The organism is Aquimarina sp. MMG015 (genome assembly GCF_018100855.1).
Classification (GTDB): Bacteria; Bacteroidota; Bacteroidia; order Flavobacteriales; family Flavobacteriaceae; genus Aquimarina; species Aquimarina latercula.
Genome location: NZ_JAGJEB010000002.1, coordinates 713,990 through 733,117 on the forward strand (window position 1 = coordinate 713,990; position 19,128 = coordinate 733,117).

Below are 19,128 nucleotides of genomic sequence, written 5' to 3' on the forward strand. Positions count from 1 at the left end.
AAAAAATCTATTTTTAATTAAAATTGGCTGCAAAAGTAACATTATTTTTTTGATTTTCAAACTAAAAAACGCTTCGACGAAACACATCTTTTATCGATAAAAAGCGTAAAATGTTTGTGGAAATAATATATATTCATTAATATTGTATAGAATATTAACCTATGCAAGTGGAACAATCTCAATTAAAATGTGCGGTAGTAGACGATTCACGTCTACAAAGACTGGCTATTGTTAAATTAATAGATGAACATTCTTCCCTAGAATTAGTGGCAGAATGGAACAATGCTATTGAGACAAAAAACGGATTATTAGATACTCCGGTTGACTTATTATTTTTAGATATTGAAATGCCAATCCTTACTGGTTTTGACCTTTTGGACGATCTAGAAAATAAACCTCATATCATTTTTGTTACTGGAAAAACGAAATATGCATTTAAAGCCTTTGATTACGATGCAATTGATTATTTAAGAAAACCTCTTAAAAAAGATCGATTTAATGCTGCTGTAGAAAAAGCGCTTAGTATGTCTCGTTTAAATTCTGAACAAGCATCTATTGAAGACGATGACTATATCTTTGTGAAAAGTAATCTAAAAAAGCGTAAAATATTTTTAAGTCAATTAAAATATGTTGAAGCTTTAGGTGATTATGTAAAATTAATTATGGAAGATGGAGATCCGATAGTAGTATTAGCTACTATGAAATCCTTTGAAGCAGAACTTCCTAGTGATCGTTTTTTAAGAATACATAAATCATATATTGTAAACCTAGATAAGGTAGAACGATATAACAGTCGTAATATAGAAATTGCCGACGAAAAAATACCTCTTAGTAGACATAAGAAACATTCTTTGATAGAAGCTTTAAGCGGATAATAATTCTACTAATAACAAACAAAATAAAAAGTCCCATTTTTCTTATAAGTGGGACTTTGTATTTTTGACATTATATTGATTAACGGATATAAGATGACCCTATAATTAATAATTATCTACATTAATTATAATCCTAACACCAGAAAACTCTTTTATACTCTTAAAAGAATTCTGTACCTTATTTATAAAATCTTTCGTCTTTTTTAAAGATTGTCCGTGAGGTATTTTTATTAAAATATTCTTATTGTATTGATTTCGGATTCTAGAGATTGGAGGAAATTCTGGTCCTAAAACATTTTCTTTAAAAGTCATGGCAAGAGATTTCGCTAACCACAAAGTAGCCTCGTTTACTTTATTATAATCTTTATGCCGCCCAGTAATCTTAATAATTCTGTAGAAAGGCGGGTATTTATATTGATAGCGTTCTTCTATCTGATCTTTATACATCCCTGAATAATCATTAATAGATACCTGCTGAAGGATTTGATGAAATGGATTATAAGTTTGAATTAATACTTTTCCTCTCTTACTTGTTCTCCCCGCTCTCCCTGCAACTTGCTGCATTAATTGAAAACTTCTTTCATGAGCTCTAAAATCAGGGAAATTAAGGAGATTATCTGCATTCATAATACCTACCAATGTTACATTCCTAAAATCTAATCCTTTAGTAAGCATTTGTGTCCCCACCAAAATATCAATCTCTCCATCTTCAAACTTATTTATAATCTTCTCATACCCATGTTTACCTCTCGTTGTATCTTGATCCATTCTGCCAATACTATTTTCTGGAAACAACTCTTTAAGCTCATTTTCAATCTGCTCTGTACCAAAACCTTTTGTTGTTAATTCATGACTATCACACGCAAGGCATTTTTGTAACATTGCTATATGATATCCACAATAATGACATCGCAATTGATTTCTATAATTATGGTATGTTAAACTTACATCACAATTAGGGCATTGCGGAGAATGACCACAGGTATTACATTCTACCACAGGAGAATATCCTCTTCTATTTTGAAATAAAATGACTTGTTCTTTTTCTTTAAGTGCATCTTGAATAGCAAGTAACAAAGTGTCACTAAAATGCCCCGTCATTTCTTTTCTCTTATATTTTGTTTTTAAATCTACAAGGTTAATATCTGGCATTAAAACATTCCCATAACGTCTTGTCAACTCCACTAAACCATATTTACCTTGTTCCGCATTATAATACGATTCTAAAGCTGGAGTTGCAGAGCCTAGAACTACTTTAGCTTTAAACATATTAGACAACACTACTGCGGTATCTCTTGCATGATATCTCGGTGCTGGATCATACTGTTTAAAAGAACTCTCGTGTTCTTCATCTATTATTATCAAACCTAGATTAGTAAATGGCAAGAAGATTGAAGATCGCGCTCCTATAACAATTTGAGCTTTAGGTTTTGAATCTTTTACATTGTTCCAAGCTTCTACCCTTTCATTAACAGAATATTTTGAATGGTATACCGTTAATTTTTCTCCGAAGTATTCTTGCAATCTACTTATTAATTGGGTCGTTAATGCTATTTCGGGTAATAAATACAGAACTTGTTTTCCCTTTTGCAACTGCTCTTCTATCAATTTCACATAAACTTCTGTTTTTCCAGAAGATGTAACCCCATGAAACAAGCAAACATCTTTTTCTAAAAAATGTTCTTTAATATCCGTTAATGCTTGTTCTTGATATGTATTTAATTCTTTAGTAACAGCTACTGCATCCGATTCATATTGAACCCTATCTGTTTGCTTATGATATTCTTCTAATATCTCTTTATTAATTAACGACTTAATAACTGATGTGTTACTTCCAGATACTTTTACAAGTTCACTTACTTTAATAGGTTTATCACTTTTAGCTTGTAACATAAATAGATGCATTAATACATCCCGTTGTTTTGGAGCACGAGTTAATGAATCCAATAAAGATTGTAAACCTTCCTCTTTTGTATATTCGGATACTAGTCTAACATATCTTACAAGCTTAGGCTTATATTGCTCATAAATCTCTTCCTGTACGTTAATAACCTCTTTTTCTAATAATCTTTTAATTAAAGGTAGAACGTTTTTTTTCCCAATTATATCCATTACTTCTTGTATTCGAAGTAAACTTTGATGCTGTAAAGCTTCATACAACAAGAATTCATCATCCTTCAATCCGCTTTCGTCAATCGAACTGTTATCGTTTCTAAGAATAATTGTTTCACTTTCTAATAAAAAAGCACTCGGTAGAGCTGCTCTCATCACCTCTCCTTTTGAACACATATAATACTGAGAGATCCATGACCAAAGCTCTAGCTGATTTATTGTTACAATTGGAGCTTCATCTAAAATATGTTCAATTTCCTTTGCCTCATATACTTCTGGAGCCTTTTGATGTATATTGGTAACTAAAGCAGCATAGACTTTACTCTTACCAAATTGCACAGCAACTCTCATTCCTGGCTTTAAAAAATGTGCTTCATTTTCGTTAACACTATAAGTAAACTCCTTATTAAGAGGAATAGGTAGGATTACATCTATAAAATACGTCATCGATACTTTTGATTCAAACAAAAATACATTTTTACCCTTATTATATACAACAAAAGGCTGATCAATTGATCAGCCTTTTGCTTATTTTGGGGTAAATCTTATTTATCCATTTTGTCCAAGCATTCCTCCTTTTATAAGTTTGCAAGCTGGTTCATCTCCTAACCATATTTTAAATAAAGCATATTTAAAATCCCTTCCCTCTATATATCCAACTTCTTCTCCATTCTTAAAAGTTCTTATTCCTTTTCCTTTGATATAAACTAAATCAAAGAAATCATTAATCTGAGTTGTACTTCCAAACAATTCTAAAAACTGATCAATTCTAGCATCTAAGCTCTGTGTATTACCAAACATAGCGTCATCAAAGCCTTTTTTAAATACTTTCTTCATTCTCTTATTAGTTACTTTTTTAGAATTGATAACTAATCTAATAGACATACTTTCATCTGCATCCAAAACTTTTCTATCATCCGTATACTTATTAACCGTATACAATCCTCCAGAATATGTTTCTACTCCTAATACTTTTCTAACACCAGCTCCATTTAGTGTAAGCTCTTCTCCTTCAAAATTTACTTTATAAGGTATTACTGCATCTCCTACTCTTATTTGAGCAGTAGTAATAGTCGTAACGACTAATAAGATAGATAGGGTAATTATTTTTTTCATGATTTAGTTTTTAATTATTACAAAGACTTAGTTCTGTATTTTTCTAAAAACTAACAATAAAAAATGTTAAAATTTTCTTTAAATAAAATTTTAGATTTAAAAATGGTTATGCTTTAACCCATTTTTGAGTTCTAAATAAGAAAGCAATATACCCTCTAACATTCAGCGTATTAGGATCATTTTCTTCAATCCAGATTTTACATCTATATACTTTTCCATTTTCTGGATCCATTATAGTACCATCTTCATATTCATCACCATCCTTTTGTAAATCTTTGATAATAACCATTCCTTCTATTGGCTGATTATAGTCATCTCCTTCACACTCTTTACATAATTGCTTACGATCCGATTCTTTTAAAATTCGATCGATTCTTCCAAACAATTTATTTCCTTTTTTATAAATTTCTACTATCGACCTTGGTTCACCTGTATTATCGTCGATAGTCTTCCATTTACCAACTATTTCATTTTGAGCATTCACTAAGCCGGTTAGAAGTAATAATGTTATAATAAGAACTTTAGAGATATTCATTGTAATTAACTGTTTTAAACTTAAGTGTTCAATATAGAGAATATGATGCTAAAACAAAAAAAGCTATCTGAAATTCAGATAGCTTTTTAATAATTTTATAAAATAGTAGACTACTGAAGTCCTAACATTCCATTCTTAATTCCTTCACTAGCCGGTTCATCACCTAACCATATCTTGAATAAAGCATATTTAAAGTCTCTTCCTTCTATCACCCCAAGCTCTTTTCCATTCTTAAAAGCCTGTACTCCTTTATCTTTTATATATACGATATCAAAAATATCATTTTTAACAATAGGCTCATTAAAAAATTTAATAAACTTATTGATTCTTTCATCTAACGCTTTTGTATTACCAAAAGTTGCTTTCTTAAAACCGTCTTGAACCGCTTTAATCATTTTCTTCTGAGTTACAAAACCAGATACTATATTTAATTTTATAGCCATTGTTTCATTTGCATCTAAGATAGCTCTTGGGTCTTTACTCTTTTTCTGTAAATAAAGTCCGCCTGCGTATAAGTCAATCCATAACATTTCTCGCATCCCAGCTCCATTTAACTTAAGATCTGTTTCACCAAAGTTTTCTTCGTAAGGCAATACAGCTTTACCTACTCTGATTTGTGCCGTAGCAGTTGTTAAAGAAATAAGTGCTACGATTAGTAAAGTAATTTTTTTCATCTTTGTTAAAGTTTTATCTGGGGTGTATTAGTATTAAAATTTTTCCTTATTACACAAAAGTAATAAAATTTATTATGCGCGCATAGTAAAAACAGAAAAAAAACGTTAAATTGTGTATTTCAACGCTAAAATAACACTTTTTATCCTAAAAAGCACCTAACATTTCATTTTTTAAACCTTTATCTGCAGGATTATTTCCAATCCATATGTTAAATAAGGCTTTTTTAAAGTCTAATCCTTCTACATACCCTTTCTCTACTCCATCTTTATAAATTACACTTCCTTTACCTTTCTCATATACAATATCATAGATTTGTCCCTCTTCTATTTCATCTTTAATAAATCCAACAAAAGTGTTTATTCTTTTGTCTAAAGAAGTCGTATTACCTTTTGTAGATTTTTTAAAACCATCTCTAAGCGCAGATTCCATTTTGCTTCTAGACATCATACCAGATAATATATGCAATTTTATTGCCATTGTTTCATCTGCAGCAGCAATCGCACTAGCACTTGTACTTTTTTTCTTTAGATACAATCCTCCAGCATAGATATCAAAAAAGAACTTCTCTCTCATACCTGCTCCATTAATCGTCAAATCTTCTCCGCTAAAAGTTACCGTATTTGGTAACGTAGCATCCCCAACTTGAACCTGAGCTTGACTAGTTCCTACAATTGCTAAAAGAATAAATAATAAGCTTAGTTTTTTCATTTTTGTTAAATTAAATGTTTGTATGTTGCTAAAATATTAAAAATTCTTCTTCAATTTAATAAGTGAAGCATTTAATTCAAAACCTAACAGAAGTAAATTAGCATTAAGCCATATATATACCATTAGAATCAGCATAGCACCTATTGAACCGTATAATTTATTATAGTTAGAAAAATTATCTATATATACTCCAAATAAATAGGTTGTTACCACGATCAATACTGTAGTCATAAATGCTCCAGGAGAAAAGAATCTATTCATTTTTCCTTCTGTTGTTCCAAAATAAAACAACGTCGCTACTACAAGAAAAATCATCAAGACAAACAATCCATATTTACCAAATTGCAGCCAGAAAACCGTATTATCCATTACTCCCATCTCCTTAAGATCTTCTAACAAATAACTAAAATATAGTGTTACTATTACGGTAATAAGCAACAATGATGCCACGATCAAAGATACCCCTAGAGCCACTATATACTGCTTTACAAAATTTCTATTCAATGTTACGTGATACGAATATTCAAACCCAGAAAATACAGCATTTATCCCATTAGTCATTAAGAACAATGACAATATAAAAACTGTAGATAACAAACCTGTTCTAGGATTAGCAGAAATATCAGTGTATATCTCTTCAAAGAATAATTTAGACTGATTAGGTAATGCAGAAGTTATAAATTCGAAGAAATTTTCTTGGAAACCATCTATTTGGATAATTGGTATTAGATTTAAAAGAAAAAGTAAAAAAGGAAAAAGAGATAGAAAAAAGCTCCATGAAATGGCACTCGCTCTAGCAGAAAACGTTCCTTTTACAATTCCAATAGCATAAATCTCTACCAAATCATACACAGAAAGACCTTCGAAACCGGGAAGAATAACTTTTTTACCGATCTTAACTAGAATATTAATAATCGGAATTTTATTTAGTTTATCTTCAACTGCTTTTGACATATATTATACCGCTTTCAAACTCAAATCAAGATTATAAACAGAATGGGTTAAAGCTCCACTACTAATATAATTTACGCCACATTCAGCATATTTACGAACTGTTTTTTCATTTATCCCACCACTAGATTCGGTAAGGCAAGTATCTCCAATAAGCTCTACAGCTTTTCTGGTATCATCATAATTAAAGTTATCGATCAAAATTCTATAAACTCCTGGGGTTTTAAGAATCTCTTTAATCTCATCGAGATTTCGAGCTTCTACAATTATTTTAAGATCCCTATTTGTATCAGCTAAATATTTTTTTGTCTTCTCTATTGCTTTTGTAATTCCACCAGCAAAATCGATATGATTATCTTTAAGCATAATCATATCATACAGCGCAAATCTATGATTTTCTCCTCCACCTATTTTTACAGCCCATTTTTCTAAAGCTCTAATTCCTGGTGTTGTTTTTCTAGTATCCAGAATTTTGGTTCCTGTTCCTTCTAATAACTGTACAAACTGATGTGTTTTAGTAGCTATAGCACTCATTCTTTGCATAGCATTAAGAACCAATCGTTCTGCCTTAAGGATAGACTGAGAACTTCCTGAAACATAAAAGGCTATATCTCCATACTCAACTTCGGATCCATCTTCTATTTTTACCTCAACTTCCATTTTAGGGTCGACATAATTAAATACTTTCTTAGCAAAATCGACACCTGCTAATATTCCTTCATCCTTTACTAACAATTTAGCTTTACCAGTTGCTGTATCCGGAATACATGCTAAGGAGCTATGATCTCCATCACCTACATCCTCTCGTATGGCATTGGCTATTATTAATTCAATTTCTGTATCAAATTGAGCTTTTGTAATCATATTGAATGGTTATTTTTGCTAAAGTAGGAAAAGAAGTTGGAAGTACGAAGTTGGAAGTACAAAGTCAATAAAGAAACTATATCTATGACTATTAAATTAATTGCAATTGGTAAAACAGATCATAAACAACTACAAGATCTTATCTCTGAATACACAAAAAGATTAGGGTTTTATATTAAATTTACTTTTGAAATTATACCTGATATAAAAAACTCTAAAAACCTTAGTGAAGGACAACAAAAGGATAAAGAAGGAAAACTCATCTTAAGCAAGACGGTTACTTCTGATGTTTTAATCCTATTAGATGAAAATGGAAAGCAATATGACTCTGTAGGTTTTTCTCAACTTTTACAGAAACATATGAATAGTGGTATTAAACAATTGATTTTTGTCATTGGTGGTCCATATGGTTTTAGTCCGGAAGTATATAATAGAGCCAATGGTAAACTTTCATTATCTAAAATGACGTTTTCGCATCAGATGATTCGCTTATTTTTTATAGAACAGTTATATAGAGGATTTACTATTCTAAAAAATGAGCCTTATCATCATCGATAAGACTCATTTTATGTTTTTGAAATTACTTAATTCTAATCTTTGGTAACGAACTCTTCTATAGCTTTATTTAACACTATACGTTCTCGATTTTCAAAATTACCTTTAGTTATTTTAACTAACAAATCAGGTTTAAGTGGATTTCCTTGAAGCATTTCTCCGTTTTTATTCACTGTTCTAGAATAGGGTATGGAAAACTGAAAGAGTTCTGTTCCTGGAACATCATAATTTCTTTGATTATTACCTGTGTACATTTTCTTTATATTACCTTGGTTGTCTACATAAAAAACAATCCCAATCAGAGCAAATGTTAGGTCTGCGGATTGTGGTTGCCCCACAATAGTAGCATTACTATATTCTTTCATTCTATACACAAAATCATCTGCAGAGCTTGCAGTTCTTTCATTAACTAAAACTATTATTTTTTTTACTTTCCGCTTAGCGGTTTCATTAGGTTCAATATATTCCAGCTCGCACTTATTTCCACCTCGACAGAAGTCTCCTCTTGGTGGTAAAAAACTTCCATTTTTAGTTTTTTCATAAATCCCATTTTCCGAAATTTCTTCAAACCATCCATTTGCTCCCGGAAAACCATATGATAATTCTGTTCTAAGATCATTGTCTTCTAGAATCGCTGTTTTTTTATACTGTACTCTTAAATCTTTAAATTCAGATGGACAAAACTCTGCAAGAAATGATGAATTTTCATTTCCACCAGGATTACTCTGGACATCAAAAATCACGTAATTTATATCGTTTTCAACTGATTTTAACCCATTTCTGATTTTTACAATATCACTACATACTGTAGAATCACCTACGGCAGTTGTGCATCTTAAATCATTATCACCATTCTTATAAGCAAAGTTTTTAATTTTGACTAAAGCTATACTATCTCTAATAAGTAAAGCTGTTTTGTAACCTTTTTCTATTAATTGCCAATCTTGATATTCATTAAGATCAATCCTCTTCATATAACGATCATAAGAGGATTCTGCATCCTTATCAATAGTATAAGTCACTTCTTTTTGACTGCCATCTTCAAAAGTTATTTGCTTTGGAAGATCACCTTTTACTTTTAACACACCGCGCTCAAATCTATATTTAAAACTAGACTGACAAGTTCCTATTCCATTTGCTCTGGTTTCATAGTTTACAAAATGTTCAAAAACATCTTTGAGAGATACATCATTAATTTTTGAGATTGTTTTTTTAGACTCTATATCAAAAAACACCATTTCTGGATATGTAAATCCAATTTTAATGGAACTCTCTAACTTATCCTTTTTTTGCTTTTCTATTGGATAGCTAAACTTAAAATAAGAATGCCCACTAGTAAATCCTTTCCCGAAATCAAGAAATTTCTTTCTTAAACTTTTATAACCATCGGCTTTCCCAAACTGTTTTTTATGATAGGCCTTGTATTGATCCCAATTAACCTGTTTTGTTTTATTTCTTACCTCTATCGATTCTGCATCAACATATTCGATTTCAGAAATCATCATATCATACAAATCTGATATTTGTTTTGCGGTAAGAAACTTCTTTTGATCCTGTTGAGCATTGATTGAAATGATGTATATAAAAAACATCATCCATATAATTACTTTCTTCATTAAGATGTTCTCTTTTATTTATCTTTAATTAAATCTCTTAGATCGCTAAATGCATCTATTAAATCTTCTACCAGGTCAATTGATATTGCTTCTTTATCCAAAAAAACAGATAATTTACCTTTTCTAAGTTTTACCCTATATCCTTCACTTCCTTTATTGTTATAATTCCACATATAAGAACTGTAATTTTTAGACATTTTTACTTCTAAATGTTCATTCAGAAACTTTTTTACTTTCTCTGTTTTATGTGAAGGAAAACTTGCTTTTAAGCTGTAAGCATCATCAGTGTTGGAAATAGAGATATTTATTTTATACCCATTATCACTAGTGTCATCACTAGAATAATTAACTGAAATTTTAGAATTAGAACTTGTCTGCGCGTTTAAAGTTGGTATAGCCAGCGCTACACACAACATAAAAATGATTGTTTTCATACTACTTGTTTTTTGATTAATGATTATTAATTGATGTTTCTACTTATTTCTCTAACTACCAGCTGATTCTGAAGTTAGTTTTTTTAGTTCTTTACCTATCTGAGTAAATCTTTTAAGTAACTTATCGGATGCCAGTTCTTTTTTAACATTTATTCTTAGCCTATTTCCTTTTAGCTTTACTTGATAAACCTCCTCTTCTTCTAAACCTTTACTCCATACATAAGAATCATTTTTTTCGGTCATATTTTCTTTTCCAAACTGATCAATTAAATATGATTTTACATTAGACTCCATATACTTCATAAATTTTATTTTTATTCTATAATTATCATCCATATCCAGCGTAATAAAAGATCTATAGAACTTTTTGTTTTCTGCATCGGAGTCATATGTAAATGAAAATTCTGAAGAAGATTTTGATGAACTCGTTTCTGTCGTTTGCGCATTGGTAGTTAATAAACCCAATACAAAACTAGCAATAATTAAAATTAGTGTTTTCATAATATTTGTTTTTTGATTAATGATTGATTTTTTTACTCTAATATGTTATGCTTAATTTTTCATTCTTCTATATTATCTTGTAGTGGATATTTTCTTATAAGTGAAACTCCATATAATAAACAAGGTGATACCAACAAAGCTATAAGAGTAGCACTTTCTAATGAACTGCTTTCACTCGTCGTGTTGTTAATATTAAGTCCAATTGTATCAAAGTCTCCAACAAAATCAATAATAGCATGGATAATAATTAAAGGATAAATTCTTTTGGTAATAACTAATAGCACTCCAAACATCACTCCGATAAATGTTGCGTACATAACTTGAGATAATTCTCCATAAAATCCATTGTCAAAATTTATTAAATGCAGTAATCCAAAAAATAAAGAAGAAATTAATACGGATAAAACTATATTCCTTTTTGTAGTACCTAAGTGTTTGATTAAATAAGACTGTAAAAAACCTCTAAGACTTAATTCTTCTGCAAAACCAATGGACAAAGAATATATTGCAAACACAAGAATATTAGAAATTAGCGGTTCTCTATCCATTTCATCTATCGATAATCCATTAAGTAATACTAAATAGACAAGAGGAAAAAGTAATAGATACCATCTTTTTAGTTTTGTTCGTTTTATTCCTGCGATTTCAGAAATTCCATTATTTTGTATTAATACTATCGAAACTAGAATTAAAAGCAGATTTGATCCAATATTTAAAAACGTATGTGTCTGATATGATTTAATTCCTTTTTCAATCAGTAGGTTAGAAAAATACTCCCTAGCTATTAAAATAGTTATTATAGCAATTACAAAGATTATAAGTTGGTTCCAAAATTTTGATTTGAACATTTTATGTATTCTTTTTATGTTACACAGTAGTTATGAATATTGACAGTATTACTTATACGCTATTGGTCACTCACCAATGCTTAACGTATTGATATAATCTTTTTTGAATTCTTTTACTGTATTCCAAATTTGTTGTACGGAACGTATAATCTCCTTGCTTTCTTCTAAAGAAGTATTCATAAAAAAAATAGCTCCTACTTTTTCTTTTTTATTAAAATACATCAAGGTTAATATCCCTGGATCCGAGCCATTATGTCCCATTTTTCCAGAAGGAGAAACTTCCCAAAAATATCCGTAGTTATCGTTTAATTCCTTTTTAGTATTGTACTGCTCTTTAGTTAATTTAGCAGACATCATTTTCTGAAATGCTGCAGCTTTAAGTATATTATCTTCTCCGTAATATCCTCTCATAAGACCTTGTAGATACATAGATAATTCTTTGATACTACTTTTAAATCCTCCATCAGGATATGTAATTAATTTATATTTAGGGATAATATTTCCCGATTCTGTATAGGTAGAAGCGCGATGTCCTTGGTAAATAGATTCATCCGACCAACCAGAATTATTCATACCTAATGGATCCAAAATATGTTTTTGCGTATACTCCGGAAATGACATATCAGTGGCTATTTCTATTATATACGCTAATAATGCAGATGCAATATTGGAATACTCATACCTATCTCCCGGTTGATGTTTTAAAAAATTACTTTTTTCATACCATTCTCCTTCTGGAGTTAAATGATTTTTAAGAAAACTCTCTAGACTATATGTCTTATTAGAGCTCATTAACTCCAATTCTTTACGTTCTTTTTTAGTATAACTTTCTTTATTGAGTGCTACTGCATTTTCTATAACATAACTCTTTTCATAAGCGTCGGTATCTAATATAGAAGATGTATGCGTAGCCAAATGCTCAACAGTAATTGAAATTTCTGGGTACTTGGGATGATGAATCTTAAATGGCAAAATATCGTTAATGGAAGTATCTACACTTAACTTCCCTTGTTCTATAGCCTTCATTAAAGCAATTCCGATAAAAGTCTTGGAAACAGAACCAATATTTTGCACTGTATTTACAGTATATTTTTTATTAATTTCTATATCAGCATAACCAAATCCATTTTGATATAATATTTGATCAGGTGTCATAATAGAAACTCCAAAACCAGCTATTTTACTAGTCTTATATATAGAATCTATTTTTCTATCCAACTCATTTACTGATGTTTGCGCACTAATACAGTATGACACTATTAGACACAGAAAGATACTTATTGTTCTCATAATTATTCGTTTTTTTGATTGATGATTGATGGGCTTTAATTATTCCAAATTAAAGGTGAGCCCTACTCCCCTTACACTCTCTATTTTTATTTTATTATCCTGTTTAAAATATTTTCGTAACCTACTAATAAACACATCCATACTTCTACCTGAAAAGAAGTCATCATTACCCCAAACGTCTTTTAATAAATTTTCTCTTTTGATCATGGTGTTTTTATGATCATATAAATATTGAATCAAAACTGTTTCTTTTTCTGTAAGTTTCTGTCGTTCTCCGTGTAGTGTTAGACAGTGATTAGTTGCCTCAAACTTATAATTACCAATTGTTATAACTTCTTCGCGAATAGTTTCAATTCTCTGAGATCTTTTTAAAATATTTTGAAGTCTTAAAACTAAAATATCAGCTTCAAAAGGTTTAACTATATAATCATCAGCTCCCAGTTTTAAACCACGTATTTTATCTTCCTTCATTTTTTTAGCTGTTAGAAAAACAAATGGAACTTCTGGATTAATTTCTATTACTTTTTCTGCCAATGTAAAACCATCCATTTTTGGCATCATTACGTCAAATACACATATATGAAACTGTTTTTCGGAGAACACTTGTAAGGCCTCTTTCCCATCCTGGGCCCAAACTACACTGTATCCATGAAGCTCTAAATATTGTTTTAAAATACTTCCGAAATCAAAATCATCTTCTGCTAATAATATATGCTTCATAATTATATTTTTGTCGGTATTGTTATTGTGAACGTTGTCCCTAAATCTTGCTTGCTTTCTAATTTGATATTACCTTGATGCGCTTTTACAATTTGATTAGTAAAAAAAAGCCCTAGCCCTAACCCTTTTACATCATGAATATCTCCCTTTGTAACACGATAAAACTTTTCAAAAATTTTACGTTGCTCTTTTTCAGAAATTCCAATTCCATTATCATGGATTGAGATCTCATACACATCATCTTTAAGATAGGTTCTAAACACTATATCCACTTTTTCTTTACCATATTTCACTGCATTATCCAGAATATTAAGTAATGCAGTGGTAAACATAAACTTATCAATACTAAAATATACTTCTCTAAACTCGATCTTAGAACTTACGGTAACATCCATATCCTGAACAGATAATTCAAAATCCTTTAAAACATTCTTAAAATAAGTATCTGCTAATATTTCTTCTTTGTTAAGTATTATTTCTTCGGATCCTAAACTATTCGTTACCACTTGATCTACTAACTTCTGTAACCTACTATTTTGACGATCTAAAATGTCCAACGTATTAAAAAATGCCTCTGGAGAATTCTGTATTTCAGTTTTCTTTAAACTCTTAGTAGCAATACCTAGAGTAGCCATAGGAGTCTTAAGTTCGTGAGTGATATTATTAATGAAATCCGTTTTTATATCCGCTAGTTTTTTCTGACGAATTAGGTTTCTAATAGAATAAAACATTAGGCTTACTACAAAAAGGAATAAAAGAATAGAGAAAATAAATAATGTTGCCATCTGCTTAAATACAATCTTCTTCCACCCTATAATATTGATATAATCAACTGTTCTCACTTCTATATCTAATGAAACATTTATCATATCATTATTAATTTCATTTTCATAGTCCATATCAGTAAACCAACGGGCTTTACTCATCACTACTTCATCTTCTTTAGGAAACTTTTCTCCAAAAGAATAAACATTTTCTCCACTTGATGCCGAAAAAATAGAATCCATCTCTTCTCCATCAAAAATTACAATACTTTTGATATCCTTTTTATATTGCAAATCGTACTCTAAATTTCTATTTGCAATTTCCTTTTTATAATAATCTACAAATAAATGATTTAGAGAATCTGTTATAGGTCTAAACCTGTTCAATGCTTCTTTCTTTTGGATATTATTCTTCTTATATTCTATTAGGTTTTCACTTAAGTAAACATACCATGCTTCTGCCAAAGAATCCATCTCTACAGTATTATCTATATTACTAATGGCTTTTTTAGTTTCTTTGATAAAGACATCTTTTTTTAATTGATAGGTATTATGTATCAAATATGCTTGTATTGCACATAATGCAATTAATGCCATGGCGGATGTTGTGATCAGTATGTTTATCTTTTTCTTCATTATAAAGATGTATTGATGATATCAATAGCTTTTTGCAATTGATCTTGAGAATCTAAGATATAATGTTTTGGTTTAAAATCTTCTCTAGGAATCCCATTTATATGAAATAACTTTTCTACCGGAAATTGAAACCCAATATTAGTTTCTGGTAGTGTATATTGATAAATAGCTCCTAATAAATCTCCCATCTCCGTACCAACTACTTCTGCTCTATTTAATCCGTCAAATCCAATTGTTATGCCTTCTCCCATACTTCCGGTCCATCGACCACAAAGAATTACCAAAGGGTTCTTGTACGTTTTTCCTCTAGGAGAAACCAGCTCGATTGTTTTTCTTTCTACATCAAATAATCTTTTTTCATAAATAAAATTGTGTTGTTGATAAGGCGCTTCTTTACTTATAAAAGATCCCATAATAGCTCTAGCAACCGTTGTGTTACCTCCACTAGGAGTATCTCTAAGATCTAAAACAATACCTTTGGTATTATGAAGGTTCTTCATTACTTCATCAAAAGCTTTTATAGTATTGTTATTTCCTAAGGAGTTATTGATTTTGATATAACCAATATTATCTCGTATCACTTTAGAAACCACCAATTCTGTGGCATTCTTATTTTTTACATTTTCTATATTGAATGTTAATGAGCCATTAACATTCATACTTCTTTTAGTATTATGTGTTCCGGCCAATAAAAGATTTGCTGCATATTCATACATTTTATTAGTATGTACAGTAACACTTTTAGGTAAAAACTTTTTTACAGCTTCTGAAATTGTAATTCCATTATACCCAGTCACCTCCATTCCTATTGCTAATCCTGCTTTTTCTGCAGGAAAACCTTTTCTAATGGCTGCTATAGTGTATTTATTATTTTTGTAGGTAACCCAAATATCTGTACCTGTAGGTAGCATTCTGCTAGAAGAATTCAAATTAGTATTAAGACCTATATGACCATTAAACAACTCATTATTAGTCATTTCCAATAAACGAATAAAATCATCCCCATTTTGAATCGTGTCCACAGAAGGTTGATAAATCCTTCTTACTTCGTTCCAATCGATTTGCTGAGTATCAAAATATGCAAAATATTTATCAACTGTATTCCAGTAATAATCAAAGTCTTTTTGATACTTAGTCTGCGCAATAGAACTATAGGTTACTAATAAAATGATGATGATTCTAAACATTACTATTCGTTTTTTGATTGTTGATGAGATCAAATTTATAAGATACCATCTATCAAAACGAGGAATTAAGCATCGTTAACCGACCATTAACGTTAATAAAGACCTACAACCCTATAAAATAAGGACATGAAGAAGTTAAGTTAATACTTCCTCAAAAAAGATTAATTACTACATTTGCGAACAAATCAAACCAATCCCATATGCAAGCATATTTAAAGCTGATTAAATTTGATAATCTCATTCTTATAGCCTTAGCACAATTATTTATTAAATATGGCCTTTTTGAACCGTTTGATATAGACGTAACACTAAATACATTCGGAATTTCGCTTTTAATTATTTCCACTATTTCTTTAGTGGCCGCAGCAAATGTTATGTTATATATTCAGGATAAAGAACAATCAGAGACGATTGTATCTGAAAAAGTCTTAAACCGTCTTTTTATAGTATTTAATGTTATTGGAGTTGGTATTGGTTTTTATTTATCTAATATCATCGGAATACCCAAATTAGCTGCTTTGTTTATAGTGGTATCAGGTATATTTTATATTTACACGACCTATCTAAAAGAAATATTAGTTTTAAAAAATATCATTATTGGTATTCTTATGGCTTTGGGATTGATAGCTGTGACTATTTTTGACTTGCTTCCTGCTATTAATGAGCAAAATAGAGCTTCACAAAAGGTTATTTTTTTAATTGTTGTAGACTATTCCATTTTTGCTTTTATAATTGTTACTATTAGAGAAATTGTAAAAGACTGTATGCATGTTGATAGAGATCACAATGCAGGTTTACCAACAATACCAATTAGTTTAGGAAAAGATCGTACGGCAAAATTGATTGGAGGCTTGACCATATTACCAATAGGTATGATCATTTATTATGTATATACATATTTATTCAATAATTCTACTGCTGTTATCATAGTTCTAGGGTTACTCGTTGCTCCACTATTATATTTTATGTTTAAAAGTTGGGGAGCAGAAAGTAATAAAGATTTTAAAATTTTAAGTCTTCTATTAAAAATTATACTATTCTTAGCTTCGTTATCTCTATTACTTTATCAATTTATTCTAAAATAAGAAATGCTTAAAAAAGTATTAAAAGATTATAACTTAATTCTGGCATCAGGGTCTCCCAGAAGACAACAGTTTTTTAAGGATTTAGACCTGGATTTTACAATTCAGTTAAAACAAGTAAATGAAATATATCCTGATCACCTTAAAGCGGAAGAAATCTCTGATTATTTAGCGAAACTAAAAGCTGCAGAATTTACAGAATTAAGAAAAAATGATATTCTAATAACTAGTGATACGATTGTCTGGCATCAGAATATCGCATTAGGAAAACCTAAAAACCTAGCAGATGCTAAAAACATGATCGCTTCCTTATCAGGAAAAACTCATGAAGTAATTACCTCAGTATGTTTTAAAACACCAACAGCTACCAAAGTTATTAATCAAACTACCAAAGTAACTTTTAAAGAACTAAGTAGTGAAGAAATAACATACTATGTAGATACTTTTTCTCCATTAGATAAAGCGGGTGCTTATGGAATACAAGAATGGATTGGACATATCGGAATTACAAATATAGAAGGTAGCTATTTCAATGTAATGGGATTACCCATACAACTTGTTTATGAAACGTTAATAGAACTTGCCAGATCATAGCATTATCGTAATTTAGTTTTACTAATATGAAAGAATAATAAGGGCACATCAATGTTGTTTTGAAATAAAATTTGTCCAAAAAAGTATTCTAGATAATTACATTGCTTAAAAATTATATTATGAAAAAGTCATTGCTCCTTTTTGGGATACTAGGTGTTTTGGTAATTATTGCGTGCAGTAATATCAAAGCAGATGAAAACATAAAAAGTACTGAAAAAACCAGTACAGAAAACACAACCACAATTATAAAACCTACAAAAGAACTTTCTGAAGAGTTTAAAAAATACTGGTATGCTGGAAATGCAGAAATAACATCGTACAAATTGGAACAAGCCAGATATGGTGAAATGAGAGAAGGAAAAGCTGTACTAATATATGTTACTGAAGATTTTTTGGCTAAAGAACAAGTAAAAGCGGATTACCAAAACTCTGATAATATTCCTGTCCTAAAATTAAATGCCACTAAAAAATTCAATACAGGAATATATCCTTATTCTATTATGCAAAGTACTTTTTATCCTGTTGCTGACAATCAACATGCTGTAAAAATATCAAGTTCTATGCAAGAATGGTGTGGTCATGTATATGCTCAATTAAATAACAGAGAAAAATATGAGCTTACGTCTCACTCCTATTTTCAAGGAGAAGCGGATCAAAATTTTGAATTAAAAAAAGACATTCTTGAAAATGAATTATGGACTAAAATTCGAATTAACCCAAATGAATTACCACAAGGAGACTTAAAAATCATTCCTTCTTTAGAATACTGTAGACTTAAACATAAAGAAATTAAGGCATATGATGCGAAAGCTACCTTGCAAAAAGATGCCAATTACAATACATATACTATAGAATACCCCAAACTAAATCGAAGCATAAGTATCACTTTTACCCCTTCTTTCCCTTATGAGATAGAAAGCTGGACAGAAACTTTTAAAAGTGGTTTTGGTTCTAATGCAAAAGAATTAGTTACAAAAGCAACGAAACTAAAAAGCATAAAATCTCCTTATTGGAGTAAGAATAGTAATAAGGATGAAGTGTTAAGAAAAGAATTAGGACTTTAAT

General features: G+C 30.1%; 20 protein-coding genes. 5 read left to right on the forward strand and 15 right to left on the reverse strand.

The window, feature by feature from the left end:
* Positions 1-161: 161 nt before the first annotated feature.
* Positions 162-875, forward strand: coding sequence for a LytTR family DNA-binding domain-containing protein (locus J8L88_RS06555; protein ID WP_035084012.1), 714 nt, complete (start codon positions 162-164; stop codon positions 873-875).
* Between the two features lie 105 nt (positions 876-980).
* On the opposite strand, the gene priA is transcribed toward J8L88_RS06555, so the two are convergent.
* From priA to nadC, 7 genes are all read right to left on the reverse strand, one after another.
* The gene (gene priA / locus J8L88_RS06560) at positions 981-3,434 is read right to left on the reverse strand and encodes a primosomal protein N' (RefSeq protein ID WP_211060292.1); all 2,454 of its coding nucleotides are present in this window, start codon (positions 3,432-3,434) and stop codon (positions 981-983) included.
* Between the two features lie 102 nt (positions 3,435-3,536).
* The gene (locus J8L88_RS06565) at positions 3,537-4,103 is read right to left on the reverse strand and encodes a chalcone isomerase family protein (protein WP_118386460.1); all 567 of its coding nucleotides are present in this window, start codon (positions 4,101-4,103) and stop codon (positions 3,537-3,539) included.
* 106 nt (positions 4,104-4,209) lie between these two features.
* Positions 4,210-4,638, reverse strand: a complete 429-nt coding sequence (locus tag J8L88_RS06570) for a DUF2147 domain-containing protein (protein WP_118386461.1) — start codon at positions 4,636-4,638, stop codon at positions 4,210-4,212.
* Positions 4,639-4,748: 110 nt separating this feature from the next.
* Positions 4,749-5,312, reverse strand: coding sequence for a chalcone isomerase family protein (locus tag J8L88_RS06575; protein WP_027391113.1), 564 nt, complete (start codon positions 5,310-5,312; stop codon positions 4,749-4,751).
* Between the two features lie 145 nt (positions 5,313-5,457).
* Positions 5,458-6,021 carry a chalcone isomerase family protein gene (locus tag J8L88_RS06580; RefSeq protein ID WP_027391112.1) on the reverse strand — a complete coding sequence of 188 codons (564 nt, stop codon included), beginning with the start codon at positions 6,019-6,021 and terminating at the stop codon, positions 5,458-5,460.
* A 36-nt stretch (positions 6,022-6,057) separates the two neighbouring features.
* Positions 6,058-6,975: a YihY/virulence factor BrkB family protein gene (locus J8L88_RS06585; RefSeq protein ID WP_118386462.1), complete on the reverse strand. Its 918-nt coding sequence runs from the start codon at positions 6,973-6,975 to the stop codon at positions 6,058-6,060.
* Between the two features lie 3 nt (positions 6,976-6,978).
* Positions 6,979-7,836 carry a carboxylating nicotinate-nucleotide diphosphorylase gene (gene nadC, locus J8L88_RS06590; RefSeq protein WP_118386463.1) on the reverse strand — a complete coding sequence of 286 codons (858 nt, stop codon included), beginning with the start codon at positions 7,834-7,836 and terminating at the stop codon, positions 6,979-6,981.
* An 84-nt stretch (positions 7,837-7,920) separates the two neighbouring features.
* Here nadC and rlmH point away from each other — a divergent pair, with 84 nt between their 5' ends.
* Positions 7,921-8,394 carry a 23S rRNA (pseudouridine(1915)-N(3))-methyltransferase RlmH gene (gene rlmH / locus J8L88_RS06595; RefSeq protein ID WP_027391109.1) on the forward strand — a complete coding sequence of 158 codons (474 nt, stop codon included), beginning with the start codon at positions 7,921-7,923 and terminating at the stop codon, positions 8,392-8,394.
* Positions 8,395-8,426: 32 nt separating this feature from the next.
* Here rlmH and J8L88_RS06600 read toward each other — a convergent pair whose 3' ends face one another.
* The 8 genes from J8L88_RS06600 to J8L88_RS06635 form a co-directional block, all read right to left on the reverse strand.
* On the reverse strand, positions 8,427-10,007 hold the full coding sequence (locus tag J8L88_RS06600) for a S41 family peptidase (protein ID WP_211060293.1): 1,581 nt from the start codon (positions 10,005-10,007) through the stop codon (positions 8,427-8,429).
* Positions 10,008-10,021: 14 nt separating this feature from the next.
* On the reverse strand, positions 10,022-10,441 hold the full coding sequence (locus J8L88_RS06605; RefSeq protein ID WP_027391107.1) for a hypothetical protein: 420 nt from the start codon (positions 10,439-10,441) through the stop codon (positions 10,022-10,024).
* Between the two features lie 51 nt (positions 10,442-10,492).
* A complete protein-coding gene (locus tag J8L88_RS06610) occupies positions 10,493-10,942 on the reverse strand; it encodes a hypothetical protein (protein ID WP_211060294.1) in 450 nt (149 codons plus the stop codon).
* A gap of 59 nt (positions 10,943-11,001) precedes the next feature.
* Positions 11,002-11,790, reverse strand: coding sequence for a CPBP family intramembrane glutamic endopeptidase (locus J8L88_RS06615; RefSeq protein WP_211060295.1), 789 nt, complete (start codon positions 11,788-11,790; stop codon positions 11,002-11,004).
* A gap of 66 nt (positions 11,791-11,856) precedes the next feature.
* On the reverse strand, positions 11,857-13,080 hold the full coding sequence (locus J8L88_RS06620; protein ID WP_211060296.1) for a serine hydrolase: 1,224 nt from the start codon (positions 13,078-13,080) through the stop codon (positions 11,857-11,859).
* Between the two features lie 39 nt (positions 13,081-13,119).
* On the reverse strand, positions 13,120-13,800 hold the full coding sequence (locus J8L88_RS06625) for a response regulator transcription factor (RefSeq protein ID WP_118386469.1): 681 nt from the start codon (positions 13,798-13,800) through the stop codon (positions 13,120-13,122).
* Positions 13,801-13,802: 2 nt separating this feature from the next.
* Positions 13,803-15,200 (reverse strand): sensor histidine kinase KdpD, encoded by a 1,398-nt coding sequence (locus J8L88_RS06630; protein WP_118386470.1) that lies wholly within the window; start codon positions 15,198-15,200, stop codon positions 13,803-13,805.
* Positions 15,200-16,387, reverse strand: a complete 1,188-nt coding sequence (locus J8L88_RS06635) for a S41 family peptidase (RefSeq protein WP_211060297.1) — start codon at positions 16,385-16,387, stop codon at positions 15,200-15,202. The genes J8L88_RS06630 and J8L88_RS06635 overlap by 1 nt, the downstream gene beginning before the upstream one ends.
* Positions 16,388-16,587: 200 nt before the next feature.
* On the opposite strand from J8L88_RS06635, the gene J8L88_RS06640 reads away from it, so the two are divergent.
* The 3 genes from J8L88_RS06640 (at position 16,588) to J8L88_RS06650 (ending at position 19,127) form a co-directional block, all read left to right on the forward strand.
* Positions 16,588-17,472 carry a geranylgeranylglycerol-phosphate geranylgeranyltransferase gene (locus J8L88_RS06640; RefSeq protein WP_211060298.1) on the forward strand — a complete coding sequence of 295 codons (885 nt, stop codon included), beginning with the start codon at positions 16,588-16,590 and terminating at the stop codon, positions 17,470-17,472.
* A gap of 3 nt (positions 17,473-17,475) precedes the next feature.
* Positions 17,476-18,063, forward strand: a complete 588-nt coding sequence (locus J8L88_RS06645) for a Maf-like protein (RefSeq protein ID WP_118386473.1) — start codon at positions 17,476-17,478, stop codon at positions 18,061-18,063.
* A gap of 119 nt (positions 18,064-18,182) precedes the next feature.
* Positions 18,183-19,127: a septum formation inhibitor Maf gene (locus J8L88_RS06650; RefSeq protein ID WP_211060299.1), complete on the forward strand. Its 945-nt coding sequence runs from the start codon at positions 18,183-18,185 to the stop codon at positions 19,125-19,127.
* Position 19,128: the final 1 nt, after the last annotated feature.